This is a genomic window from Mycobacterium sp. P2_H7, assembly GCF_056403275.1.
In genome coordinates, this window is sequence record NZ_JBFUFU010000003.1 from 87,998 (window position 1) to 111,637 (window position 23,640).

At 68.3% G+C, this 23,640-nt stretch carries 21 protein-coding genes and 1 tRNA gene; 11 read left to right on the forward strand and 11 right to left on the reverse strand.

The genetic code is table 11. The features are described 5' to 3' along the window. Positions 1–11: 11 nt before the first annotated feature. Positions 12–425: an EVE domain-containing protein gene (locus AC1DY7_RS03660; protein ID WP_477492304.1), complete on the forward strand. Its 414-nt coding sequence runs from the start codon at positions 12–14 to the stop codon at positions 423–425. On the opposite strand, the gene AC1DY7_RS03665 is transcribed toward AC1DY7_RS03660, so the two are convergent. Beyond that, positions 406–768 carry a hypothetical protein gene (locus tag AC1DY7_RS03665; RefSeq protein ID WP_477492305.1) on the reverse strand — a complete coding sequence of 121 codons (363 nt, stop codon included), beginning with the start codon at positions 766–768 and terminating at the stop codon, positions 406–408. The two genes, AC1DY7_RS03660 and AC1DY7_RS03665, sit on opposite strands and share 20 nt — an antisense overlap. A gap of 40 nt (positions 769–808) precedes the next feature. Then, complete coding sequence (locus AC1DY7_RS03670) at positions 809–1,372, reverse strand: TetR family transcriptional regulator (RefSeq protein ID WP_477492306.1); 564 nt, start codon at positions 1,370–1,372, stop codon at positions 809–811. Between the two features lie 85 nt (positions 1,373–1,457). Here AC1DY7_RS03670 and AC1DY7_RS03675 point away from each other — a divergent pair, with 85 nt between their 5' ends. Beyond that, on the forward strand, positions 1,458–2,327 hold the full coding sequence (locus tag AC1DY7_RS03675) for an SDR family oxidoreductase (protein WP_477492307.1): 870 nt from the start codon (positions 1,458–1,460) through the stop codon (positions 2,325–2,327). 56 nt (positions 2,328–2,383) lie between these two features. On the opposite strand, the gene katG is transcribed toward AC1DY7_RS03675, so the two are convergent. The 5 genes from katG to AC1DY7_RS03700 all read right to left on the reverse strand — a co-directional run bounded on the left by katG (position 2,384) and on the right by AC1DY7_RS03700 (position 7,238). Further along, positions 2,384–4,573, reverse strand: a complete 2,190-nt coding sequence (gene katG, locus AC1DY7_RS03680) for a catalase/peroxidase HPI (RefSeq protein WP_477492308.1) — start codon at positions 4,571–4,573, stop codon at positions 2,384–2,386. Positions 4,574–4,608: 35 nt separating this feature from the next. Beyond that, positions 4,609–5,013, reverse strand: coding sequence for a Fur family transcriptional regulator (locus AC1DY7_RS03685; RefSeq protein ID WP_477492421.1), 405 nt, complete (start codon positions 5,011–5,013; stop codon positions 4,609–4,611). Positions 5,014–5,156: 143 nt separating this feature from the next. After that, positions 5,157–5,438, reverse strand: a complete 282-nt coding sequence (locus tag AC1DY7_RS03690; protein ID WP_477492309.1) for a GlsB/YeaQ/YmgE family stress response membrane protein — start codon at positions 5,436–5,438, stop codon at positions 5,157–5,159. 70 nt (positions 5,439–5,508) lie between these two features. Then, positions 5,509–6,225: a GAF and ANTAR domain-containing protein gene (locus AC1DY7_RS03695; RefSeq protein ID WP_477492310.1), complete on the reverse strand. Its 717-nt coding sequence runs from the start codon at positions 6,223–6,225 to the stop codon at positions 5,509–5,511. 38 nt (positions 6,226–6,263) lie between these two features. Then, complete coding sequence (locus AC1DY7_RS03700; protein WP_477492311.1) at positions 6,264–7,238, reverse strand: helix-turn-helix transcriptional regulator; 975 nt, start codon at positions 7,236–7,238, stop codon at positions 6,264–6,266. Positions 7,239–7,449: 211 nt separating this feature from the next. On the opposite strand from AC1DY7_RS03700, the gene AC1DY7_RS03705 reads away from it, so the two are divergent. After that, a complete protein-coding gene (locus tag AC1DY7_RS03705) occupies positions 7,450–8,199 on the forward strand; it encodes an STAS domain-containing protein (protein ID WP_477492312.1) in 750 nt (249 codons plus the stop codon). Between the two features lie 52 nt (positions 8,200–8,251). On the opposite strand, the gene AC1DY7_RS03710 is transcribed toward AC1DY7_RS03705, so the two are convergent. Further along, positions 8,252–8,704, reverse strand: a complete 453-nt coding sequence (locus AC1DY7_RS03710) for an STAS domain-containing protein (protein ID WP_477492313.1) — start codon at positions 8,702–8,704, stop codon at positions 8,252–8,254. A gap of 394 nt (positions 8,705–9,098) precedes the next feature. Between AC1DY7_RS03710 and AC1DY7_RS03715 the strand changes: the two genes are divergently transcribed. Continuing rightward, positions 9,099–10,931 carry a fatty acyl-AMP ligase gene (locus AC1DY7_RS03715; protein WP_477492314.1) on the forward strand — a complete coding sequence of 611 codons (1,833 nt, stop codon included), beginning with the start codon at positions 9,099–9,101 and terminating at the stop codon, positions 10,929–10,931. Between the two features lie 27 nt (positions 10,932–10,958). Here AC1DY7_RS03715 and AC1DY7_RS03720 read toward each other — a convergent pair whose 3' ends face one another. Beyond that, positions 10,959–12,962 carry a VCBS domain-containing protein gene (locus AC1DY7_RS03720; RefSeq protein ID WP_477492315.1) on the reverse strand — a complete coding sequence of 668 codons (2,004 nt, stop codon included), beginning with the start codon at positions 12,960–12,962 and terminating at the stop codon, positions 10,959–10,961. A gap of 220 nt (positions 12,963–13,182) precedes the next feature. Next, positions 13,183–13,265 (reverse strand) — tRNA-Leu (locus AC1DY7_RS03725). Positions 13,266–13,480: 215 nt separating this feature from the next. Here AC1DY7_RS03725 and AC1DY7_RS03730 point away from each other — a divergent pair. From AC1DY7_RS03730 to pknB, 7 genes are all read left to right on the forward strand, one after another. Then, positions 13,481–14,929 (forward strand): DUF3662 and FHA domain-containing protein, encoded by a 1,449-nt coding sequence (locus tag AC1DY7_RS03730; RefSeq protein ID WP_477492316.1) that lies wholly within the window; start codon positions 13,481–13,483, stop codon positions 14,927–14,929. A gap of 105 nt (positions 14,930–15,034) precedes the next feature. Further along, positions 15,035–15,502, forward strand: coding sequence for an FHA domain-containing protein FhaB/FipA (locus tag AC1DY7_RS03735; protein WP_477492317.1), 468 nt, complete (start codon positions 15,035–15,037; stop codon positions 15,500–15,502). Beyond that, a complete protein-coding gene (locus AC1DY7_RS03740) occupies positions 15,499–17,043 on the forward strand; it encodes a PP2C family protein-serine/threonine phosphatase (protein ID WP_477492318.1) in 1,545 nt (514 codons plus the stop codon). Before AC1DY7_RS03735 ends, AC1DY7_RS03740 begins: the two co-directional genes overlap by 4 nt. Further along, positions 17,040–18,449, forward strand: a complete 1,410-nt coding sequence (locus AC1DY7_RS03745) for an FtsW/RodA/SpoVE family cell cycle protein (protein ID WP_477492319.1) — start codon at positions 17,040–17,042, stop codon at positions 18,447–18,449. Before AC1DY7_RS03740 ends, AC1DY7_RS03745 begins: the two co-directional genes overlap by 4 nt. Continuing rightward, positions 18,446–19,921 (forward strand): D,D-transpeptidase PbpA, encoded by a 1,476-nt coding sequence (pbpA, locus tag AC1DY7_RS03750; protein WP_477492320.1) that lies wholly within the window; start codon positions 18,446–18,448, stop codon positions 19,919–19,921. The genes AC1DY7_RS03745 and pbpA overlap by 4 nt, the downstream gene beginning before the upstream one ends. Then, positions 19,918–21,114 (forward strand): protein kinase domain-containing protein, encoded by a 1,197-nt coding sequence (locus tag AC1DY7_RS03755; protein WP_477492321.1) that lies wholly within the window; start codon positions 19,918–19,920, stop codon positions 21,112–21,114. Before pbpA ends, AC1DY7_RS03755 begins: the two co-directional genes overlap by 4 nt. Then, the gene (pknB, locus tag AC1DY7_RS03760) at positions 21,111–22,985 is read left to right on the forward strand and encodes a Stk1 family PASTA domain-containing Ser/Thr kinase (RefSeq protein WP_477492322.1); all 1,875 of its coding nucleotides are present in this window, start codon (positions 21,111–21,113) and stop codon (positions 22,983–22,985) included. The genes AC1DY7_RS03755 and pknB overlap by 4 nt, the downstream gene beginning before the upstream one ends. Here pknB and AC1DY7_RS03765 read toward each other — a convergent pair. Continuing rightward, positions 22,969–23,628 (reverse strand): aminodeoxychorismate/anthranilate synthase component II, encoded by a 660-nt coding sequence (locus AC1DY7_RS03765; protein WP_477492323.1) that lies wholly within the window; start codon positions 23,626–23,628, stop codon positions 22,969–22,971. The genes pknB and AC1DY7_RS03765 overlap by 17 nt on opposite strands. Between the last annotated feature and the right edge of the window lie 12 nt (positions 23,629–23,640).

Genomic DNA, 23,640 nt, shown 5'->3' on the forward strand with positions numbered 1-23,640 from the left:
AACGTGCGGGCATGACGTACTGGATCAACACCGTGAGCCGCGGTCATGTCGAACGCGGCGTCGCAGGCGGCTTCACCCAGGCCAACCACGGCAAGCCGCACGGGCTCCGCAAGATGTCCCGTGATGACTGGATCGCCTTCTATTCACCCAAGACCGACTACCCGGAAGGTGCTCCGCTGCAAGCGTTCACCGCGCTGGGCCGGGTCACCGACGACCAGCCGTATCAGGCCGAGAACGAGTTCTGGCGGCGCCGGGTCGAGTTCGTGCCGTGTACCGAGACGCCCATCCGCCCGCTGGTCGACCAGCTGGAGTTCATCGTGGACAACGCGCGCTGGGGTTACCGGTTCCGCTTCGGGCTGTTCCCCATCGAGGCACCCGATTTCGAGGTGATCCGCGCGGCGCTGCTCAGTGCGGTACCGCACTGAGCATCAGGTAGGCCAGGCACAGCAGCGCGTTCAGCGCCACCAATGTCACGCCGACGAAGATCAGCAACTGCCACGCGTTGCTCCGCGCGTGCCGCATGGCGGCGTGGTGCCGCTGCTCCTCGATGTCCAGAACCGTGAGCGCAAAGCGGACGTCGGTCACCTCGGCATCGGTGGCGCGGGTCCCCCCGACCAGATCCCGTAGCCGGGGCGCGGTGATGATGACGCCGACACCGGAGAAGCGTCGACTCCAGTGTCGTGCCTGCCGCCTGCTCAGCGTCTGCGGGCGCCCGCCCGCGTGGCGCGGAGCGGCACCCCATTCGCCGGCCCATACCGGGAATGACACCCTCTGATGGTAGGCCCATTCCTGCTGTAAGGGAACGGTTTTAGCCGCCGCCGCCCAGCGCTTTGAGCTCCTGGAGTGACTCGTCGAGCACCGCGGTCAGCGCACCGTCACCGGCACCGATCCATCGTTCGAAGCCCACCTTGAAGATCGCGATGCCGGCCTCGGCGGTGACCCGCGCCGTCAGCTCCGGGACACCGCGTCCGCGCAACGCCTCGGTCAGCGCGGCACCGAGGGTCGCCAGCTTGCTCAGCTCCCGTTCCTGCAGCCCGGGGTCGGCGTCGATCACCGCCTGGCGGCGCCGGGCACTGCCCAGGCGGCCACCGATAATCTCCCCCGCTGCCCGCAATCCGGCGCCGACCGCATCCAGCGGTGCGGTGCCCGCGGGCATACCGGCCACCGCCGCGACCATCGAGTCGGTCAGCGCGGTCTGCCCCGAGAACAGAACCTCGCGCTTGTCGGCGAAGTGCCGGAAGAAGGTGCGTTCGGTGAGCCCGGCGCGCTCGGCGATCTGCGCGACCGTCGTCGCGTCGAAACCCTGCACCGCATAGAGCTCGAGGGCCGCCTCCTCGAGGCGGCCACGGGCGTTGGGCTGCCACCTGCTCATACGGAAATCCTAGCCGTCGGGAATGACAGCGACTGTCATCGGTGTTGTCTCCGATGACAGGTACTGACATCACTGGGAGGTTCTCATGCGCATCTTCGTCACCGGAGCGTCCGGCTTCATCGGATCGGCAGTCGTCGCCGAACTGGCCGGCGCCGGCCATCAGGTCACCGGGCTGGCCCGCTCACCCGAATCGGCCCGGGCGATCGAGGCCGCCGGCGCCACCCCACAGCACGGCGACCTCGCCGATCTGGACAGCCTGCGTGCGGCGGCCGAAAAGGCCGACGCCGTCGCGCATCTGGCGTTCCACCACGACTTCACCGACTACGCGAATGCCAACGACCTGGACCGCAGCGCCATCACCGCCCTGGGCGAGGCGCTCGCCGGCTCGGACCGTGCGCTGGTGGTCACATCCGGGATGGCCGCGCTCGGATCCGGTGGACTGATCACCGAATCGGATGCCGCGTCACCCGGCGTGCCCCGGACCTCCGAGGCCGCGGGCCTGCCCTTCGCCGAACGCGGGGTCCGGGTCGTCGGGCTGCGGCTGCCGCCGTCCGTGCACGGTGTCGGTGACCACGGCTTCGTTCCGCGGCTCATCGAGATCGCCCGCGAGACCGGCGTTGCGGGCTATCCGGGCGACGGGTCCCATCGCTGGCCCGCCGTCCACCGCCTGGACGCGGCACGCGCATTCCGGCTGGTGATCGAGGGCGACATCCCGGCCGGCAGCATCGTGCACGCGGTCGCCGAGGAGGGCATCGCCACCCGCGACATCGCCGCGGCCATCGGCTCCGGACTGGGGCTGCCGGTGCGCGCGGCCGAGCCCGAACACCTCGGCTGGCTGGGCGCGTTCTTCGCCCTGGACATGGCCGCGTCCAGCGAGCAGACCCGTAAAGCGTTGGGCTGGAACCCCATCGAGATCGGCCTGCTGGACGACCTGGCGCAGGGTCACTACTTCTAGGGGGAAAAAGTCCAGGCCGGTCCCCATCGGGGACCGGCCTGGATCGGGGGCTGCAGTTAGAACAGATCCGCGTCGGTGACCTTGGTCCACGCCGCGACGAAGTCCTTGACGAACTTCTCCTTCGCACCGTCCTCGGCGTACACCTCGACGAGCGCGCGCAGCTGCGAGTTCGACCCGAACAGCAGGTCGACGCGGCTGGCGGTCCACTTCGGTGCACCGCTGCTGCGGTCGGTGCCGACGTACGTGCCGTCATCAGCCGGTGACGGCGCCCACTTGGTGCTCATGTCCAGCAGGTTGACGAAGAAGTCCGTCGTCAGCTGGCCCGGCTTGTCGGTGAGCACACCGAGGTCGCTGCCCTGGTAGTTGGCACCCAGCACACGCAGGCCACCGACCAGCACGGTCAGCTCGGGACCGGACAGGTTCAGCTGGTTGGCCCGGTCGATGAGCACGTACTCCGACGGCAGCGGCAGGCCCTTGCCCGCATAGTTGCGGAAGCCGTCGGCCTTGGGCTCCAGGTAGGCGAACGACTCGACGTCGGTCTGCTCCTGGGTGGCATCGCCGCGGCCCGAGGTGAACGGCACCGTGATGTCGAATCCGGCTGCCTTGGCGGCGGTTTCGACACCGACATTGCCGGCCAGCACGACCAGATCGGCGAACGACACCGTGACCCCGGCCGAGGCCGCGATGTCCTCCAGCTTGGCGATGATCGGGACCAGCTCGTCGGTCTCGTTGGCTTCCCAGCCCAGCTGGGGCTGCAGCCGCAGCCGCCCGCCGTTGGCGCCGCCGCGCATGTCGCTGTGCCGGTAGGACGCAGCGGCCTTCCATGCGGTCGAAACCAGCTGCGGCACAGTCAGGCCCGAGCCCGCGATGGCCGTCTTCAGGGTCGCGACGTCGGCGTCACTGAGCTTCGTGCCGGCGGGGGTGATGTCCTGCCAGAGCCAGGTCTGCTGGGGAACCAGCGGCCCGAGGTAGCGCGAGACGGGGCCCAGGTCACGGTGCAGCAGCTTGAACCACGCGTTGGCGAAGGCCTCGGCCAACTCCTCCGGGTGATCCAGCCAGCGCCGGGTGATCGCGCCGTAGATGGGGTCCAGCCGCATCGACAGGTCGGTGGTCAGCATCGCCGGGTGCGTCTTGCCGTCGCCCTGCGCCATCGGCACCGAGTTGGCCCAGCCGCCGTCCTTGGGCTTCCACTGGTTGGCGCCCGCGGGGCTCTTGAACAGTTCCCACTCGTTGCCGTAGAGGATCTCCAGGAAGGAGTTGTCCCACTTGGTCGGGGTGTGGGTCCAAGTCACCTCGAGGCCACTGCTGACGGTCTCGTTGCCGAGGCCCGAGTTGTCCCAGCCCAGGCCCTGCAACTCGAGCGGTGCCGCTTCGGGCTCGACGCCGTTCTCCACCTCGGTGGCGCCGTGCGTCTTGCCGAACGTGTGGCCGCCGACGATCAGCGCCGCGGTCTCCTCGTCGTTCATCGCCATCCGGCCGAAGGTCTCGCGGATGTCGATGGCCGCGGCCACCGGATCCGGATTACCCTCGGGGCCTTCGGGATTCACGTAGATCAGCCCCATGTGGCTGGCGCCCAGCGGGTTCTCCAACTTGGTCCGGTCGGTGCCGGAGCCGGCGTAGCGCTCCTGGCTGCCCAGCCACTCGTGCTCGGCGCCCCAGTAGATGTCCTCTTCGGGCTCCCAGTAATCCGGGCGGCCGAACGCGAAGCCCGCAGTCTTGAAGCCCATGTTCTCCAGGGCGCGGTTGCCTGCGTAGACCAGCAGATCCGACCAGGACAGCTTCTGGCCGTACTTCTTCTTGACCGGCCACAGCAGGCGGCGGGCCTTGTCCAGGCTGACGTTGTCGGGCCAGCTGTTCAGCGGCGCGAAGCGCTGCATGCCCTTACCGCCACCACCGCGGCCGTCCTCGACGCGGTAGGTGCCCGCGGCGTGCCACGACATCCGGATGAAGAACGGGCCGTAGTGCCCGAAGTCGGCAGGCCACCAGTCCTGCGAGTCGGTCATCACGGCGTCGACATCGGCGGCCAGCTGATCGAAGTCCAGCGTCTGCACGGCCGCGCTGTAGTCGAAGCCGGGGTCCAGCGGATTGATGACGTCGGGATCCTTCTGCAGGATCTTCAGGTTGACCGCGTTGGGCCACCAGTCGCGGTTGCTGCCACCCTCGACGGGCGGCTTGATCCGCATCGGGCAAGCGCTCTCGGCGGGCTCTGTCTGGGCTTCACCGATGGGCGGGGACGTTTCGGGCATGGGAAACCTTTCCGGGGCTGACGGATTACAGGTGATCAAACACTTTGTGCCAGAGCACAATCGGGGCATACACCCCAATAGATGACCTCGGCCTCATCGATCGCGAAACCGAGATCGTCGGATGCCGTCAGACACGGTGCCTCGCCGACCGCACAGTCGACGTCGGCGATCACACCGCACTTTCGGCACACCACATGGTGGTGGTTGTCCCCGACCCGGGACTCGTAACGAGCCACCGAGCCCGAAGGCTGGATTCGCCGCACCAGGCCGGCCGCAGTCAGCGCGTTGAGCGCGTCGTACACCGTCTGGTGCGAGACTTCCGGCAGTTCCGCCCGCACCGAACGGATGACCGTGTCGGTGTCGGAATGCGGATGACCGTGCACGGCGCCCAGCACCGCGACCCGGGGACGGGTGACGCGCAGAGAGGCATCCCGCAGCATCTGCGCGAACTCCTCTGCCGTACCCACGCAGACGAGTCTCACCCCTTAACTGGAATTAGTCAAGAAAAAGGTTGGCGAGCTTCAGGTGACATCCGGACATGCGAAAGCCCCGACCATCGGCCGGGGCTCTCGGGCAAACGAGGTCAGTGCGTCATACGGTGCGACGAGCCGCCCCGGACGGCGACGTAGATGGCGATCAGTCCGGCCGCGACGGCGATGCCGACGACGAACGGGATGATCTGCCAGCCGCCGTTGGCGTTCTGGTAGCCGAGTTGATAGGTCGCCCAACTGCCGATCAGCGAGCCGAGGGCGCCGAGCACGATCGTCATGAGGACGCCGATGTCCTGCTTGCCCGGCATGACCAGCCGAGCCAGCACACCGATGATCAACCCGACGACGAGGGCGCTGATGATGGTCCCGATCATGGTCGTACTCCTGTCCGTAGACGTGCGCCCCAGTGACGCGCACAACGGAAATGCCCGCTGCGGACGGCGTTCAAACCAAATCGACGACCGAACCGTCCGTGTTCGTCGCTGCGCGGTCGGCGAGCCGGGCGGCGATGACCTTCACCGGGGTGTTGGACTCCTGCGACACCCGCCGCAACAGCTCGAAGGCCCGGACCGAGTCCACGTTGAAGCGCTCCATGATGATGCCCTTGGCCTGCCCGATCAGGTCGCGGCTGGCCAGCGCGGACTCGAACTGCAACTGCCGGTTGGCGGTCACCAGCGAGATGGCCGCGTGGGTGGCCAGCATGGCCCCCAGCGCCTCCGGTTCGGCAGTGAAGGACCCTGTTCCGAAGCCGAACAGGTTCAGCGCGCCGCTGTCGACTCCCTTGGTGTAGAGCCGAAAGGACATCACGCTGAGCACGCCTTCAGAGATGGCGACCTTGCTGAACCGCGGCCAGCGGCTGTCGGTGCGCAGGTCGTTGCACCGCACGATGACGTCGCGCTCCGCGGCGTCCACGCAAGGACCCTCCCCGGTGTCCCGCTGCGCATGGTCGAGCGTCCTGGCCACCTCCGATGTCCCTGCGAGAGAGGTGAAGTCACCGTCCTTGATCAGCAGCACACCGGCGCAGTCGACGCCGTCGATGAGTGCCACCGCGGCCTCGGTGAGCTCGGACAGGGTGCGCTCGATCGGCTGCCGCCCGTCCACGGCGGTGCTGGCCAGGTCCTCCATCGCCGCCGCGAGGGCGTCGTCGTAGCTATGCGTCACCGCGCCGTCTTTCTCCGCGTCATCAGCACACCCTCTCACTAACTTCGCAATGCCATATGCGGGCTGACACCATAAGTCTGGCGATAGAGCACCGCAAAGCGTCCGGTATGGCCGAATCCCCAGCGCCGCGCCACCTCGGCCACCGTGGTGCTGCTCTGATGGGCCGCCACCAGGTCCAGGTGGGCGCGCTGCAGCCGCACCCGCCGGAGATGTTCGGTGGGCGTCTCGTCGAGGTGCTTGCGGAAGAGGTACTGCACCGCCCGCGGCGACAGGTGTACGGCTGATGCGATCTCCTGCACGCCGATCTCCTCGCGCGCCCGCGCGGCGATGAACGCGATGGCCCGGCGCAGCGATACGGGAATGTCGGCGTCGTATCGGGCCGGCACCGAATCAGCGCCCACCGCGGTGAAACAGGACAGCGCCGCCACCGCGAGCAACTGTCCACACGCCTCGATCAGGGCGCGCGGCGCCCCCGTGACCAGCGCTGCCGTGGCGTACTCGACGGTGCGCTTCCAGGCCGCGGCCAGTTCGGGTGTGGCCGGCTGGGAATCCAGCGCTCGTAGCGGATCGGCGGAGGCACTCAGGCGCTCGTCCGCGGCCCTGCGGAGCAGCCAGGTGTCGACGGTGACGACCGCGATGGTTCCCGTCTCGACGACGGCCGACCAGGCCCGTCGCTCATCGGCGAGTACGGAGTCGCCGCGCCGGATCTCGTCGCCGCCGTTGGTGCGCACCGTGCCGTCGAGGACCGTGACGATCAACAGCCCGGACTCCGGCCGCGCAGCGACCCGGCCCCGCGCTCGGATGCCGATCTCGTCCACGGCGAAGCCGGCGGCGACGCTGCGCCGGTGCGTCACTTCATTGCCGGGACCGATTCCTTCGACGTGCAGCGACTCGGCGTAGTGGTTATCGGCAGGCACCTGTTCCGCGGTGGCATCGGCGGCGACGAACGCGCCGTTGAGCCCAGCCGACGGGGGCGTCTCAGCGACGGGGTACATGGGGATATGCAGATTCACGGACGGTCCGCTCTGACAAATGTGGCCAGTGACAGCGGCCCGTTCACCCCAAAGGCGAACAGGGCCGGGACGGCATTTGCTCAGCCGGACCACAGTCAGCATACCGTCCGCCGCCGTGGACCTTGTTTTGCTGGGGCTGCACCGGGTACGCCCCTACCGCCACACGGCCCACCACGGGGGGCACGGGCCGCGAGTCGGACGGGAGAAGCGCGTGAGCATCACGGTCGACGGACCCGTGCGCGGTACGTCGGGCGATTCCACGCTGCGTTGCGCCGGGACGCTGGATGCGACGACCTACCGCACTCTGCGCGACATCGTGATCGACGCGGCTCTCAAGCAGCCGCCCGTCGTCATCGTCGATGTCAACGCGTTGCGGGTCCCCGCCGTATCGGCATGGTCGGTGTTCACCAGCGCCCGCTGGCACGTCAGCGTCTGGCCCGACGTTCCGGTGGTGCTCGCATCGGCTGACGACGATGTGCGGAAAATGCTCTGCCGCAACGGCATCACCCACCACGTGCCCGTATATCGAGCGGTCCCGGAAGCCCGGGCGGCCTGCGAGAGCGGCACGCAACGACGTCGAAGCCGCAGGTGTGCCCGGCTACCCTTCGTGGTGTCCAGCGCGGCCCTCGCCCGCGAGCTGGTCGGCACCTGGCTGACGGCCTGGTGTCGACCGGTCATGATCCCGCTGGCCACCACCGTCGCGTCCGAACTCGTCGAAAACGCTCTCCTGCATACCGAATCAGCACCGTCACTGATCCTCGAATGCGACGGGGACAAGATCACCGTGGCGGTCGAGGACGGCAGCCGCGTGCCCGCGCAGCGCACCGAACACGCCGGCCGTGGTGCCAGCCCGGTGTCCGGGCTGGCCGTGGTGGCCGCGCTGAGCCGGGCCTGGGGGTCGACGCCGATGGCGTCGGGAAAGACCGTGTGGGCCGTCATGGGTCCGGAGAACGAGCTGTAGCTGCTCACCGGAATCTGTACGCAGCGAACAAGACTCGGGCAAGCCCGCGGCCCTAGGCGATCTGGCCCTTGTCCCCGGGGTGCGCGATCTGCACGATCGGCAGATGGGTGGCCGCGGCGGCGAACGCCTCCTCGAGGGATGCGGTCGTAGGTACCTCTCCGTCCGCGTCGAACCGTCGCAGCAGCCGCCGGACCGCAGCCGAGGGAATGACGGTCCACCGGGTGTCGGCAAGCGCACAGCGAACGTTCAGGAGCCGCAGCGCCTCGAACCCGGACACCGACATGTACCGGACGCCGCCGAGGTCGACGATCAGCGAGCAACTGAGCATCGCCCGGTCCAACACGACGTCGATCAGGTCGTCGACGTTCGCGGCGTCGATGACACCGTCGATGACCACCACCGTGACCGCGGGGTCGTACCACCGGGTGGTGACGGACAGGACCGTGTCCGCGCGGCGGGGGGCACGCCGCTGTGGGGTTCCTGGCCGGTTCGGGCTCTGCGTCATCGGCGACTTCCTAACTCCGGGGACGCGCCCGCCGTCGAGCAGCCGGCCGTCCGCACGCGGGTGCTTTCGAGCAAGCTGTTGTTTCAACTTTCAATCAGGATAGTGACCTATCGCACACAATGCGATCCATACCAAAAGGTCTTCGGTTTGCGGATGAGTCCGCGCCGGCGACGTTGAGCAGGTATCCCCGCGGCGATGCGCTTTGCCGCGAGTGCCCGGCCCTTGACGCGCGGTGCCGCGATGTACACCAAACGAAGAGGTCCGGCCCAGCGCCGGCGCGTCCCGGCGGTACGATTTCTCGATATGCAGCGCACGTCACAGACCGGCTCCGGAGTGATAACTCCCATCGCGCTACGATTCCCTGAATAGTTAGCGCTGCTAGTATATTTGTGCTATGGGTCGGGAAGCTTTGAGTGACAGTAGAGTTGAAACTGCCGTGCCGGGCATCGAAGAGTACCTTCGCCCCGACGGCAGCATCGTCATACCTGATGGCATAACCCTCACCTCGTTCCTCGACCAGAACCGGGCCGCCCTGGGCGATGCGCCCGCGTACCGGTTCCTGGACTTCTCGCAGGATTCCGACGGCAGGGCCATCGTGCTGAGCTGGAACGGAATGTGGGCGAAGGTGGGTGCGGTCGGCGCCCGGCTGCAGCAGGTCACCAAGCGTGGTGATCGGGTGGCCATCCTTGCTCCGCAGGGAGTGGAGTACGTCGCGGCGTTCTTCGCGGCGATCCACGCAGGCAATATCGCGGTGCCGTTGTTCGCGCCTGCACTGGCCGGGCACACCGAGCGGTTGGCCGCGGTGCTCGCCGACGCCAAGCCCACGGTCGTGCTGACCACCACCGCCGGCTCCGAGGCAGTGCGTAATTTCCTACGCACCCTGCCCGCCGCCGAACGTCCCCGGATGATCGCCGTGGACGCCGTCCCCGACGCGGTCGGCCAGACCTTCACCCCGGTCGCCCTCGAGACCGACGACATCGCCTACCTGCAGTACACCTCGGGATCGACGCGCTCCCCTGCCGGCGTCGAGATCACCCACCGCAACGTCTGTACCAATGTGCTGCAGATGGTCCTCGCCGGTGATCTGGACACGGGCGTGCGCAGCGTCAGCTGGCTGCCGCTCTACCACGACATGGGCCTGATCATGATCATGTTCCCCGCCCTCTGCGGTGCCCAGATCACGTTGATGGACCCCATGGCGTTCGTGCGCCGCCCGTATCGCTGGATCAAGCAACTCGGCATCGAATCGGCGCACGGCCGCACTTTCGCCGCCGCACCCAACTTCGCCTTCGAGCTGGCCTCCGAGCGCGGCCTGCCGCCCAGCGGCGACACGCTGGACCTGACCAATGTCGTCACGCTGCTCAACGGCTCGGAGCCGGTGACGCTGTCGTCCGTCGAGAAGTTCACCGCGGCGTTCGCGCCCTACGGACTGCCGCTCAGCGCAATCAAACCGTCCTACGGCATGGCCGAGGCGACCCTGTCTGTGGCCAGCATCGCGCCGTCCGCATCGGCCACGGCCATCTATCTGGACCGCGCCGAGCTCAACGCCGGGCGCGCCGTCGTCGTGGAAGCCGACACCGAGGACGCGGTGGCGCACGTGTCCTGCGGTCAGCCGATCCCCAACCAGTGGGTCGTGATCACCGGCAGCGACGGCAACGAGCTTCCCGACGGTTCCATCGGAGAGATCTGGCTGCACGGCAACAATGTCGGCCGCGGCTACTTCGGCCGCGCCGAAGAGACCCTGCGGGTGTTCGGCAACAAGCTCCAGACCCGGCTCCCGGCGGACAGCCATGCCGAGGAAGTGGCCGAGAACGCGCTGTGGCTCGCCACCGGCGATCTCGGTGTCTACCTGGACGGGGAGTTGTACCTCACCGGCCGGATCAAGGACATGATCATCGTCGACGGCCGCAACCACTACCCCACCGACATCGAGACCACCGTCAGCGCGTCCTCGCCTGCGGTGCGCTCCGGCTACGTGGCCGCGTTCTCGGTTCCCGGCGCCGCCAGTGAGGAACTGGTGATCGTCGCCGAGCGCGCTGCTCGATGGGGCAAGGCCGAGCCGGGCCCCATCCTGGATGCGATCCGCGCGGCGGTGTCCCGGCTGCACCAGGTGCGGGTGGCCGACGTACGGATGGTCGCCGCCGGGGTCATCCCCCGCACCACGTCCGGCAAGCTGGCCCGAAATGCCTGCCGCGCAGCATATTTGGACGGCAAGTTCGACCGCTGACGGCCTTGGCCGTCAGCGGTCGAACCGTCAGAACGGCGACTTCGGGCTGATCGGCACCGTGATGACGTTCATGGCGTTGTAGAGACCGTTGGACACCGTCACCGTGAAGAAGTCAGACAAGCCGCCGGCCAGATACGACGCCGTGCGGGAGCCGTCCGTCGGGTCATAGCTGAAAGTCCCGTCCGCGCCGACGGTCGCCCTGCCGCCCACGGCCTGCGTGGTGAGCGAGTACGTCACCGCGTGACCGGCCGGATCGGTCGAGGTCAACGTGCCGGTGACGATCCCGGAATCCGGGTCGACCGTCTGGCCTGCCTTCACCGGGGCACTCGGGGTATCCGGTATGGCGATCGGCACGCTGATGCTCGCGATCGAGCTGACGAAGGTGCCGTTGGTGGCTACGACGGTGAAGCCATCGGCCGTCGTCACCCCGAGCCCGGAACTGAGCCGGGCCGCCGCCGACGGCTTGTAGGTGAACGCACCGGTGGCCGTGTCGAAGTTCAGCGTGCCGAAGACTGTCGGAGTCAGCACCCTGTAGGTGATCGGCAGGTCGGCCGGGTCGGTCGAGCTGATCGTGCCCGTCACCAGACCGCTGTACGCGTCCGTCGTCTGCGCCGTCTTCGCCGGCGTGGTCGGGACATCGGTCATCGGGGTGATGGGCACCGTGATGAGCCCGGGTGCGCCGATCAGCCCACCGTTGGTGGCCACCACCGTGAACACATCTGAGGTCACCACGCCCAGGCTGGCCAGCACCTGAGCGGCCGCGGACGGTTTGTAGGTATAGGCCCCGGTGGTCTTGTCGTAGGTCAGTGAACCGCTCACCGGCGGGGTGAGGACGGTGTACTTCAGGGGCGTATCGGCCGGGGTGCTCGACCCGAAGGTGCCGGTCACCTTGCCGGTCACCGGGTCGACGGTCCGCGATATCGAGATCGGCGAACTCGGCATGCCGTTGGTGGCGGGGTCGACCTTGACGGCGACGAGCGAATAGATGGCCGACAGACCATTGGAGATGGTGACGGTGAAGACGTCGTTGACGGGTACCAGGACGGCGCCGATCCGGGCGGCTTCTGACGGCGTGTAGGTGTAATTGCCCGTCTTGGCGTCGACGGTGAGCGTGCCCAGCAGCGGTTTCACCGCCACCGTGTAGGTCATCGGCAGCTTGGCTTCGTTGCTGGCGTTGAGGTTTCCGGTCACGGTGCCGTCGCCGGGCGCTGCGCCGGATGCGGTGGGGGTGCCGGCCACGGGCGGGGCTACGTGCCAGTCGGTTTGCAGTTGACGGAACCAGATCCACGTCGCGGCCTGCTGGAGGTCCAGCGGGGGCAACGGCGTATTCGTGTTGAGCCCCATCAGTTTCAGCACCGCGCTCATGACTTTGAGGACGGGCACCGCGATCGCCCTCGGCGGGGCTGTCGTGGCGGTGGGCGTTGCGGCCGCGGTCGGCGTGGCCGCGGTGGTCAGCGCCACTGCCGAGGCGGTGGTGGCGGCGGCCGCGGTGACCTTCGAGGTGGCGGCCGGCGTCGCCGTGGTGGCGTCGTCATCCATGCTCGCGGTGGTGTCAGCCGTGGCCTTCTTGACCGAATTCTTCTTGGCCACGGGCGATTTCGCCCCGTGAGTGCGGGCGGGTGCGGCGGTGTTCGTGGTTTCCGTGGCCGCGTCCTTGGCCGGTTCAGGATCCGCGCTGGCGGTGTCCTTGGGGTCGTCCTTGGTGTCATCCTTGGTCGGCTCGGTGGCCTGGGTGGTCGCGGCGGGCTTCTTCTTTTTCTTCTTGGGCGCGGTCGATGCCTGGCCCGCGGTGGCGCTCGTAGATGTCGTGGACTGGGCGGTACCCGGCGATGTACCCGATGTTCCGTCGTCGGCGTAGGCGACGCCCGTTCCGCTCGCGAGCGCGGCCCCCATGCCCAGCGCCACCGCCCCGGCACCGAGCCAGGCGTACGGCTCGGGATGGCGGGGAGCGGCGCGGTGTGCACCCCGTCCCCCGCGCTTGTCCGTCCGTTTGCTCTTGGCGCCCTTGGGCAACCTGTGTCCACCAGCCATCGAATACCCCCCATTACGTGATCGGATGAAGCCGCCACTGCCACGGATCACACAGAGAGCGGCGTCGTGGATATTAACGGGTGCGTAAGGCGAAATGCGCGGTAGCGGTGATACCGGTGGGAAGGTTTACAAAGAGTTCAGTTCGGGTCGCGAAACAAAAAGGCCACGAACTCTTTCGAGTTCGCGGCCTTGATGCCTGCAGCTCGTAGAACCGCTTTTGTGGGCGAAGGGGGACTTGAACCCCCACGTCCCGAAGGACACTGGCACCTGAAGCCAGCGCGTCTGCCATTCCGCCACTCGCCCGAATGACGGGAGAAACCGTATCACCACTACGGTTCTGGACCCAAACCGTTTGATCCGAATCAAGATCACCCACGCTGACCTGCCCCAACCCGATTCTCAGAGTTCTGTTGGTCACGCATCGAGGCACTTGGCCGATAACATGCGTGTGAGCAGTGTGGCCAGAGCGACACGCAACGCGCGAGGGCACAGCACGACGACGACAGATGGGCGGTGATATGGGTCTCGCGGACCGTATCGAACGTCGCCTCGAATCGACCGTCGGCGACGCTTTCGCCCGGGTGTTCGGCGGATCGATCGTTCCGCAGGAAGTCGAAGCACTGTTGCGGCGCGAAGCCGAAGCCCACACCGTGAAGGCCGGTGGAGGCCGCATTTTGGCCCCCAACGACTACATCATTACGCTCAGTGACACTGATTATCAGAAGGTGAGCGCCGATCCGGAACGGACGTCGACGACATTTGCCCGGCACCTGCAAGGTTTTATTCATGACCAGGGTTGGCAAACGTATGGTGATGTGGTCATCAGGTTCGAGGCCGCATCGACGCTGCACACCGGACAGTTTCGTGCCCGTGGAGCGGTCAACCCCGACTCGACCACCGGCACGCCCGTCCCACCACAGCACGACCGCCCGTCCACCGCACAACCAGGAGTACCAGCGATGACCGACAACCCGAGCTACCGCGGCCAGGGACAGGGGCGGCCCGGCGACGACCAGTACGACGACCGCTACCGCCAGCAGGAAGACCCGCGCGGAGGCCATGCGTCAGATCGTCCCGAGCAGGGCGCCTACGCCGACCAGGGTGGCTACCCGCCGCGCCAGGGTGGCTACCCGGACCAGGGCTACCCGCCCCCGCCGGCCCCGCCGTCCTATGAGCAGCGTCCCCCGGCCGGTTACGGCCAGCCGCCCGCCTCTCCTCCCCCGGGCTACCCCGATCAGGCCTACCGGCAGCAGCCGCCCGCCGGCTACCCGCAGCCGCCTGCCTCTCCTCCGCCGGGCTACGGCGAATACGACTACGGCCGCCCGCCGGCGCCGCCGCGCCCGGATGAGGGCTACGGACGGCCCCCGGCACCGTCCTACGAACAGCCGTCCTACCCCGATCAGGGTGGCTACCCGGACCAGGGTGGCTACGGTCGTGCCGATTACGGCCGCCAGGACTACGCCGCACCGGCCGCGCCCGCCGCCCCGCAGGCGCCCGACTACGGCCGCTACGAGCAGCCGGCCGCCCCGGGCTACCCCGACGGCGGTTACGGCGAGCCCGAGGCCTACAGCTACGGGCAGGGTTACGGCCAGGGCGCCCAGAGCGGTCAGGACTACGGCCAGGGTTATGCCGCCGAGCAGGCCGCTCCGGCCGGTGGTGCCTACGGCGGGTACGCCGGCGCCGCGACGGTGACGCTGCAGCTCGACGACGGCAGTGGCCGCACCTATCAGCTGCGCGAAGGTGCCAACGTCATCGGCCGCGGCCAGGACGCCCAGTTCCGGTTGCCGGACACCGGCGTGTCGCGCCGGCACCTGGAGATCCGCTGGGACGGCCAGGTCGCGCTGCTGTCGGACCTGAACTCCACCAACGGCACCACGGTGAACAACGCCCCGGTGCAGGAGTGGCAGCTCGCCGACGGTGACGTGATCCGGCTGGGCCACTCCGAGATCATCGTCCGCGTCCACTGAACGCCCTGAGCTGGGGAGAGGCGCACCGCTTCGCCCTCGCCCCGGCAAGCGCCCCGGTATCGTGACGGTGCCGAAGGTCGACAGGTGTGGGGGGAAGGACGTCGGATGCAGGGGCTAGTTCTGCAGCTGACGAGGGTCGGTTTCCTGCTGTTGCTGTGGCTGTTCATCTGGTCGGTGCTACGCATCCTGCGTACCGATATCTATGCCCCGACGGGGGCCGTGATGGTGCGGCGCGGGCTGGCTCTGCGGGGCTCGCTGCTGCCCAACCGGGAACGGCGCCACATCGCCAAGCACATGATCGTCACCGAGGGTGCCCTCGCGGGGACCCGCATCACCCTGAGCAGCCAGCCGGTACTGATCGGCCGGGCCGACGACTCGACGCTGGTGCTCACCGACGATTACGCGTCGACACGGCACGCCAGGCTGTCCCCACGGGGCTCGGAATGGTATGTCGAGGACCTAGGATCGACCAACGGTACATACCTTGACAGGGCGAAGGTGACGACGGCGGTAAGGGTTCCGATGGGAACGCCGGTACGAATCGGCAAGACGGTAATCGAGTTGCGGCCATGACCTTGGTATTGCGTTATGCAGCGCGCAGCGACCGCGGACTCGTCCGCGCCAACAACGAAGACTCGGTGTACGCCGGTGCACGCCTGCTGGCGCTCGCCGACGGCATGGGCGGTCACGCCGCGGGCGAGGTCGCCTCACAGCTGGTGATCGCGGCGCTGGCTCATCTCGACGACGACGAGCCCGGCGGCGATCTGCTCAAGAAGCTGAACGACGCGGTGCACGAAGGCAACTCGGCCATCGCCGCACACGTCGAGGCCGACCCAGAACTGGAGGGCATGGGCACCACGCTCACCGCCATCCTGTTCGCGGGCGGCCGGCTGGGCCTGGTGCACATCGGCGACTCGCGCGGCTATCTGATGCGCGACGGCGAGCTGAACCAGATCACCAAGGACGACACCTTCGTCCAGACACTGGTGGACGAGGGCCGCATCACCGCAGAGGAGGCGCACAGCCACCCGCAGCGGTCACTCATCATGCGAGCCCTCACCGGCCACGAGGTCGAGCCCACGCTGATCGTGCGGGAGGCCCGCGTCGGGGACCGGTACCTGCTCTGTTCGGACGGTCTGTCCGACCCGGTCAGCCACGACACCATCCAAGAGGCCCTGCAGATACCCGACGTGGTGGACAGCGCGGACCGACTCATCGAGTTGGCCCTGCGCGGCGGCGGACCCGACAACGTGACCGTGGTGGTGGCCGACGTGGTCGACTACGACTACGGCCAAACCCAGCCGATCCTGGCCGGCGCGGTCTCCGGGGAAGACGACAACACCGCTCCCCCGAACACCGCAGCGGGACGGGCATCGGCGTTCAACCCACGCAGGACCGCTCCGAAACGGGTCGTCACCCCTCCGGAGGAACTCCCAAAAGCGCACCGCTCCAAGCGGCGTCTGGTGATCGCGGGAGTCGTGGTGTTGTTGGTCGTGTTGGCCGGCTTGGCGGTCGCACGGGAGATCATCCGCAACAACTATTACGTCGGTGAGCAGGACCGCACCGTCTCCATCATGCGCGGCGTACAGGGCTCGTTCCTGGGCCTGGCGCTGCAGGAACCGTTCCTGGTCGGATGCCTCAATGCGCGAAATGAGTTGTCGCTGATCAGTTTCGGACAGTCCAAGACCAATCTGGACTGTGAGCTGCTGGGCGTCGACGACATCCGGGAGTCCGAGCGCGCCCAGGTCGCCGCGGGGCTGCCCGCGGGCACCCTCGACGACGCGATCAGTCAGATCAACGAACTCGCGCACAGTTCGGTGCTGCCCATCTGCGCCCCGCCGGCCACGACGCCCAAGCCCACCCCGAAGCCGAGTCCCGCTCCCAGCCCGGCCCCGGCGACCCCGCCGGCCCCCGCACCCGCGACCTCCGGAGCGCCGGCGCCCACCACCAGCAGCACCGCGGCGCCGGCACCCACACCGACCACCACCGGTTCCCTGCCGCCCGCTCCGGCACCTACACCTGCACCTGCACCCACCACCACTCAGGCACCGACCGTCACGGCACTCCCCCCCTCACCGCCGGAGCCGGGCACCACGTGCCGGACGGCGTCATGACCACAGCTCCCCAGTCACCCGTCGCCGTCACGCCGCCGCTGCCCAACCGGCGCAACGCCGAACTGGGACTGCTGGGCTTCGCCGCGGTGATCACCACCGTGGCCCTGCTCATCGTGGAGGCCAACCAGGAGCAGGGCCTGAGCTGGGATCTGCTGCAGTACACCGTGGCCTACCTGGCCCTGTTCGCCGGCGCGCATTTGGCCGTGCGGCGTTTCGCCCCCTATGCCGATCCGCTGCTGCTACCGGTGGTGGCACTGCTGAATGGCTTGGGGCTGATCATGATTCACCGCCTCGACCTGGCCGCCGCGCCCATGAACCCGGACAGCCCGACGGCCAACCAGCAGATGCTGTGGACGCTGGTGGGTGTCATCGCCTTCTCAGCGATCGTCATCGCGGTGCCCGACCACCGGGTGCTGGCCCGCTACGGCTACCTGTGCGGGCTGACCGGCCTTGTGCTGCTTCTGATTCCGGCGCTGCTGCCGTCGAAGTACTCCGAGCAGAACGGCGCCAAGATCTGGATCCAGTTCCCCGGCTTCTCCATCCAGCCCGCGGAGTTCTCCAAGATCCTGCTGCTGATCTTCTTCTCCGCCGTGCTGGTCGACAAGCGCGAACTGTTCGTCAGCGCCGGAAAGCACGTCCTGGGCATGGATCTGCCCCGCCCCCGCGACCTGGCGCCGCTGCTGGTGGCCTGGGCGGCGTCGGTCGGGGTGATGGTCTTCGAGAAGGACCTGGGCACCTCCCTGCTGCTGTACACCTCCTTCCTGGTGCTCGTGTACGTGGCCACCGGCCGGCTGACCTGGGTGCTCATCGGACTGGCCCTGTTCGCCGTGGGAAGCGTTGTGGCATACCAACTTTTCGGCCACGTCCGGGTCCGGGTGCAGAACTGGATCGACCCGTTCGCCGATCCGGACGGCGCCGGCTTCCAGATGGTGCAGTCGCTGTTCAGTTTCGCCACCGGCGGCATCTTCGGGACCGGGCTGGGTAACGGCCAGCCGGGCACCGTCCCCGCTGCCTCAACGGATTTCATCATCGCGGCCATCGGTGAGGAACTCGGACTGGTCGGCCTGGCCGGCGTGCTGATGCTCTACACCATCGTCATCATCCGCGGACTGCGCACCGCGATCGCCGTCCGCGACAGCTTCGGCAAGCTGCTGGCCGCCGGGCTCGCCTCGGCCCTGGGTATCCAGCTGTTCATCGTCGTCGGCGGGGTGACCAAGCTGATCCCGTTGACCGGGCTCACCACACCCTGGATGTCTTACGGCGGTTCATCTTTGGTGGCCAACTACATCCTGCTGGCGATCCTGATGCGGATCTCGCATGCGGCCCGGCGGCCGATCACGGCCAGCCGCGGCCCCAACCCGACGCCGATCGCCTCCGCCAGCACGGAGGTGATCGCGAAAGCATGAACACCGCCCTGCGCCGTCTCTCCGTCAGCATCATGGTGCTGATCGTGCTGCTGCTCGGCAACGCCACCTTCACCCAGGTGTTCGCCGCCGACGGCTACCGCGCCGACCCGCGCAACCAGCGCGTGCTGCTCGACGAGTACTCCCGCCAGCGTGGCCAGATCTCCGCGGGCGGACAGCTGCTGGCCTACTCGGTGTCCACCAACGGCCGGTTCCGGTTCCTGCGGGTGTACCCCAACCCGTTCACCTACGCGCCGGTCACCGGCTTCTACTCGCTGCAGTACTCCAGCAGCGGCCTCGAACGCGCCGAGGACACCATCCTCAACGGCTCCGACGAGCGGCTGTTCGGCCGGCGTCTCGCCGACTTCTTCACCGGCCGCGACCCGCGCGGCGGCAACGTGTCTACCACGATCAACCCACAGGTGCAGCAGGCCGCCTGGGACGCCATGGAGCGTGGCTGCGACGGCCCCTGCAAGGGGTCCGTGGTGGCGCTGGAGCCCACCACCGGCAAGATCCTGGCGATGGTGTCCGCACCGTCCTACGATCCCAACGAGCTGGCCAGCCACGACGGCACCGAGCAGTCCGCAGCCTGGCAGCGGTTGCGCGACAACCCGGACACCCCCCTGGTCAACCGGGCCATCTCGGAGACCTATCCGCCGGGATCCACGTTCAAGGTGATCACCACCGCAGCGGCCCTGCAGGCCGGTTCCACCCCCAACACGGCGCTGACCTCCGCCGCCCGGATCCCGTTGCCGGACAGCACCGCGACGCTGGAGAACTACGGCGGATCGACCTGCGGCAACGGCCCGACGGCCACGCTGCGCGAGGCGTTCGCCCGATCCTGCAACACCGCCTTCGTCCAGCTGGGTCTCGACACCGGCGCGGACAAGCTACGGGCCGCCGCGCGGGCCTTCGGGCTGGACGAGGCGCCGTCACCGATCCCGCTGCAGGTGGCCAACTCGACCATCGGCCCGATTGACGACAGGGCCGCGCTGGGTATGTCCAGCATCGGACAGAAGGACGTCGCGGTGACACCGCTGCAGAACGCCATGGTGGCGGCCACCATCGCCAACGACGGCGTCACCATGACCCCGTATCTCGTCGACGGCCTCAAGGGCCCGGACCTTTCCAACATCGCCACCACCGCACCGCAAGAGCGCAGCCGAGCGGTGTCACCGCAGGTCGCGGCTACACTTACTGATCTGATGGTCGGCGCCGAGCAGGTGACGCAGCAGAAGGGAGCCATCGCCGGCGTGCAGATCGCATCGAAGACGGGCACCGCTGAACACGGAACCGATCCCCGCAACACCCCGCCGCATGCGTGGTACATCGCATTCGCCCCGGCACAGGCCCCCAAGGTGGCCGTCGCCGTCCTCGTGGAGAATGGGGGCGACCGATTGTCCGCCACCGGCGGTGCGGTGGCCGCCCCGATCGGGCGGGCCACCATCGCCGCTGCTCTGCGGGAGGCATCATGACGGCCCGGGTGGGTGTGACGCTGTCCGGCCGCTACCGGCTGCAGCGTCTGATCGCGACCGGCGGCATGGGCCAGGTGTGGGAGGGACTGGACACCAGGCTCGGCCGCCAGGTGGCCATCAAAGTGCTCAAGGCGGAGTTCTCCGAGGACTCCGAGTTCGTCGACCGGTTCCGCGGCGAGGCCCGCACCGTCGCGATGCTCAACCACCCCGGCATCGCCAGCGTCTACGACTACGGCGAGACCGAGATCGAGGCCGGCGAGGGCCGTACCGCGTACCTGGTGATGGAACTGGTCAACGGCGAGCCGCTGAACTCCGTCATCAAGCGCACCGGGCGCCTGTCGTTGCGGCACGCGCTGGACATGCTCGAGCAGACCGGCCGGGCGCTGCAGGTCGCCCACACCGCCGGGCTGGTACACCGCGACGTCAAACCCGGCAACATCCTGATCACCCCCACCGGGCAGGTGAAGCTGACCGACTTCGGCATCGCCAAGGCCGTCGACGCCGCCCCGGTCACCCAGACCGGCATGGTGATGGGCACCGCGCAGTACATCGCCCCCGAGCAGGCGCTGGGCCGCGACGCGACCGCCGCCAGCGACGTGTACTCCCTCGGTGTCGTTGGCTACGAATCACTTTCGGGCAAGCGGCCGTTCACCGGCGACGGCGCACTGACCGTGGCGATGAAGCACATCAAGGAGCAGCCGGCGCCGCTGCCCGCCGATCTGCCGCCCAATGTGCGCGAGCTGATCGAGATCACGCTGGCCAAGGAGCCCAACCACCGGTACCGCTCGGGCGGCCCGTTCGCCGACGCGGTGGCCGCGGTGCGTGCCGGTCGCCGGCCCCCGCGCCCCAACCACGCACCCACCATCGGCCGGGCCACCCCCGCCGCGATTCCGTCGACCACCCAGGTCCGGGCCGCCGCGGCAGCCGAATACCGGCCCCCGCCGACGGCGGCACGGCCCCGGCCTGCCACGGGCAGCCACCGCACCCCGCCGCCGCGGCGCACCTTCTCGCCCGGTCAGCGGGCGCTGCTGTGGGCCGCGGGCGTGCTCGGCGCGCTGGCCATCATCATCGCGGTGCTGATCGTGCTGAACGCACAGGACAAGAAGGACCGTCCGGTGCAGCAGGAGACGTCCACGAGCACCACCGTCATCGGCGTGCCCCCCTCCGGTGCACCTCCCAGTGAGACCCCGTGACCACGCCACAGCACCTTTCGGACCGCTACGAGCTGGGGGAGATCCTCGGGTTCGGCGGGATGTCCGAGGTTCACATCGCCCGGGACGTCCGGTTGCACCGGGATGTGGCGGTGAAGGTGCTGCGTGCCGACCTGGCCCGCGACCCCAGTTTCTATCTGCGTTTCCGTCGTGAGGCACAGAATGCCGCGGCGCTGAACCACCCCGCGATCGTCGCCGTCTACGACACCGGCGAGGCCGAGACGCCCACCGGGCCGCTGCCCTACATCGTCATGGAGTACGTCGACGGCGTGACGCTGCGCGACATCGTGCACACCGACGGGCCGATCGAGCCCAAGCGTGCGCTCGAGATCATCGCCGACGCCTGCCAGGCCCTGAACTTCAGCCATCAGCACGGCATCATCCACCGCGACGTCAAGCCCGCGAACATCATGATCAGCAACAGCGGCGCGGTGAAGGTGATGGACTTCGGCATCGCCCGCGCGCTGGCCGACACCGGCAACAGTGTCACCCAGACCGCCGCGGTGATCGGCACGGCGCAGTACCTGTCTCCCGAGCAGGCCCGCGGCGAACCGGTCGACGCCCGCTCCGACGTGTACTCGCTGGGCTGCGTGCTGTACGAAATCCTCACGGGGGAGCCACCTTTCGTCGGCGACTCGCCGGTGGCGGTGGCCTACCAGCATGTCCGTGAGGACGCCGATCCGCCGTCCAAGCGCAACCCCGCGATCTCCCCGGAACTCGACGCCGTGGTGCTCAAGGCGCTGACCAAGAACCCGGAGAACCGCTACCAGACGGCCGCGGAGATGCGCACCGACCTGATCCGGGTGCACAGCGGCGAAGCTCCCGAGGCACCCAAGTTGCTCACCGACGCCGAGCGCACGAACTTCCTGACCGTCAGCCAGCCACATGCCCGCGCGCTGCCGACCGAACACATTCCGGCGGCCGGTGGGTACAACCAGTCCTCCGGTGGGGGATCGGTGGGACGGTGGCTTATCGCGGTCGCGGTGCTGGCGGTGCTCACCGTGGTCGTCACCATCGCGATCAACGCGATCGGTGGCAAGCCCCGCGATGTGCAGATTCCCGATGTCGCCGGCCAGGCCTCGGCCGATGCCATCGCGACCCTGCAGAACCGCGGGTTCAAGACGAACATCCAGCGCAACCCCGACTCGAAGGTGCCGCCGGACCACGTCATCGGCACCGACCCGAACGCCGCCACCTCCGTGAGCGCCGGCGACGAGATCACCATCAACGTCTCGACCGGGCCCGAACAGCGTGAGGTGCCCGACGTGTCCGGGCTGAGTTACGCCGACGCCGTGCGCAAGCTCACCGACTCCGGCTTCGGCAAGTTCAAACAGGCGCCGTCCTCCTCGGTGCCGGAGCTGAAGGACCGGGTGGTCAGCACGGTGCCGCCGGCCAACTCGACGTCGGCGATCACCAACGAGATCACCGTCGTCGTCGGTACCGGACCGCAGACCAAGGCCGTCCCCGATGTCACCAATCAGACCGCCGACGGGGCGACGAACAATCTCCGGATCCTCGGCTTCACCACGATCCTGACCGCGCCGCTGTCCAGCCCGCGCCCGGCTGGGGAGGTGGTGGCCACCGACCCGATCGCGGGCACCGTGGTGCCGCTCGATGCGCCGGTGACCCTGAAGGTCTCGCTGGGCAATCAGTTCCTGATGCCGAACCTGGCGGGCCAGTTCTGGGTGGACGCCGAGCCGAATCTGCGGGCGCTGGGGTGGACGGGTGTGCTGATCAAGGGCGCCAACGTCGACAACAGCGGCCAGCGGTCCAACGCGGTGGTGACGCAGAGCCCGGCACCGGGCAGCGGCCTCGGTTACGGCGACTCGATCACGCTCAACTTCGCGTCGTAGCCGCCTGGACCGTATCCGCGACTTCCTGCTCGAGCTTGCGCACCAGGCTCTCGTCGGGCGCTTCGCCGCAGAAGCCCAGCCAGTTGGCGAGCATCCGGTGCCCGCCCTCGGTGAGGATCGACTCGGGGTGGAACTGCACCCCGTGGATCGGCAACTCGGTGTGCCGTACCGCCATGATGACGCCGGAGTCGGTGTGCCCCGTGGCCTCCAGGACGTCTGGCTTGGTCTCCGGCAGGATGGTCAGCGAGTGGTACCGGGTGGCCGTGAACGGATCCGGAAGTCCTTGCAGCACACCGACATCGGCGTGATGCACCAGGCTGGTCTTGCCGTGCAGCAGTTCGGGCGCACGATCCACCGTGCCGCCGAAGGCCACCCCGATGGCCTGGTGGCCCAGACACACCCCGAGTAGTGGTGTGCCGGTTGCCGCACTGGCGTGCACCAGCGGGATGGACGCGCCGGCCCGTTCCGGGGTGCCCGGGCCGGGGGAGAGCAGGATGCCGTCGAACTGCTCGGCGACGCTGCGGGGGTCGGCGAGGCGGTCATCGTCGTTGCGCCAGACCTGGGCCCGCACGCCGAGCTGGCCGAGATACTGGACCAGGTTGAACACGAAGCTGTCGTAGTTGTCGACGACCAGAACCTTCATGCGGTCAGGCTA

What these genes read in the sequence shown, in the direction of transcription:
- AC1DY7_RS03660 (WP_477492304.1), top strand. Translation starts at nt 12, where the DNA reads ATGACGTACTGGATCAACACCGTGAGCCGCGGTCATGTCGAACGCGGC.
- AC1DY7_RS03670 (WP_477492306.1), bottom strand. Translation starts at nt 1,372, where the DNA reads ATGAGCAGGTGGCAGCCCAACGCCCGTGGCCGCCTCGAGGAGGCGGCC.
- AC1DY7_RS03675 (WP_477492307.1), top strand. Translation starts at nt 1,458, where the DNA reads ATGCGCATCTTCGTCACCGGAGCGTCCGGCTTCATCGGATCGGCAGTC.
- katG (WP_477492308.1), bottom strand. Translation starts at nt 4,573, where the DNA reads ATGCCCGAAACGTCCCCGCCCATCGGTGAAGCCCAGACAGAGCCCGCC.
- AC1DY7_RS03685 (WP_477492421.1), bottom strand. Translation starts at nt 5,013, where the DNA reads ATGCTGCGGGATGCCTCTCTGCGCGTCACCCGTCCCCGGGTCGCGGTG.
- AC1DY7_RS03690 (WP_477492309.1), bottom strand. Translation starts at nt 5,438, where the DNA reads ATGATCGGGACCATCATCAGCGCCCTCGTCGTCGGGTTGATCATCGGT.
- AC1DY7_RS03710 (WP_477492313.1), bottom strand. Translation starts at nt 8,704, where the DNA reads ATGACGCAGAGCCCGAACCGGCCAGGAACCCCACAGCGGCGTGCCCCC.
- AC1DY7_RS03715 (WP_477492314.1), top strand. Translation starts at nt 9,099, where the DNA reads ATGGGTCGGGAAGCTTTGAGTGACAGTAGAGTTGAAACTGCCGTGCCG.
- AC1DY7_RS03720 (WP_477492315.1), bottom strand. Translation starts at nt 12,962, where the DNA reads ATGGCTGGTGGACACAGGTTGCCCAAGGGCGCCAAGAGCAAACGGACG.
- AC1DY7_RS03730 (WP_477492316.1), top strand. Translation starts at nt 13,481, where the DNA reads ATGGGTCTCGCGGACCGTATCGAACGTCGCCTCGAATCGACCGTCGGC.
- AC1DY7_RS03735 (WP_477492317.1), top strand. Translation starts at nt 15,035, where the DNA reads ATGCAGGGGCTAGTTCTGCAGCTGACGAGGGTCGGTTTCCTGCTGTTG.
- AC1DY7_RS03740 (WP_477492318.1), top strand. Translation starts at nt 15,499, where the DNA reads ATGACCTTGGTATTGCGTTATGCAGCGCGCAGCGACCGCGGACTCGTC.
- AC1DY7_RS03745 (WP_477492319.1), top strand. Translation starts at nt 17,040, where the DNA reads ATGACCACAGCTCCCCAGTCACCCGTCGCCGTCACGCCGCCGCTGCCC.
- pbpA (WP_477492320.1), top strand. Translation starts at nt 18,446, where the DNA reads ATGAACACCGCCCTGCGCCGTCTCTCCGTCAGCATCATGGTGCTGATC.
- AC1DY7_RS03755 (WP_477492321.1), top strand. Translation starts at nt 19,918, where the DNA reads ATGACGGCCCGGGTGGGTGTGACGCTGTCCGGCCGCTACCGGCTGCAG.
- AC1DY7_RS03765 (WP_477492323.1), bottom strand. Translation starts at nt 23,628, where the DNA reads ATGAAGGTTCTGGTCGTCGACAACTACGACAGCTTCGTGTTCAACCTG.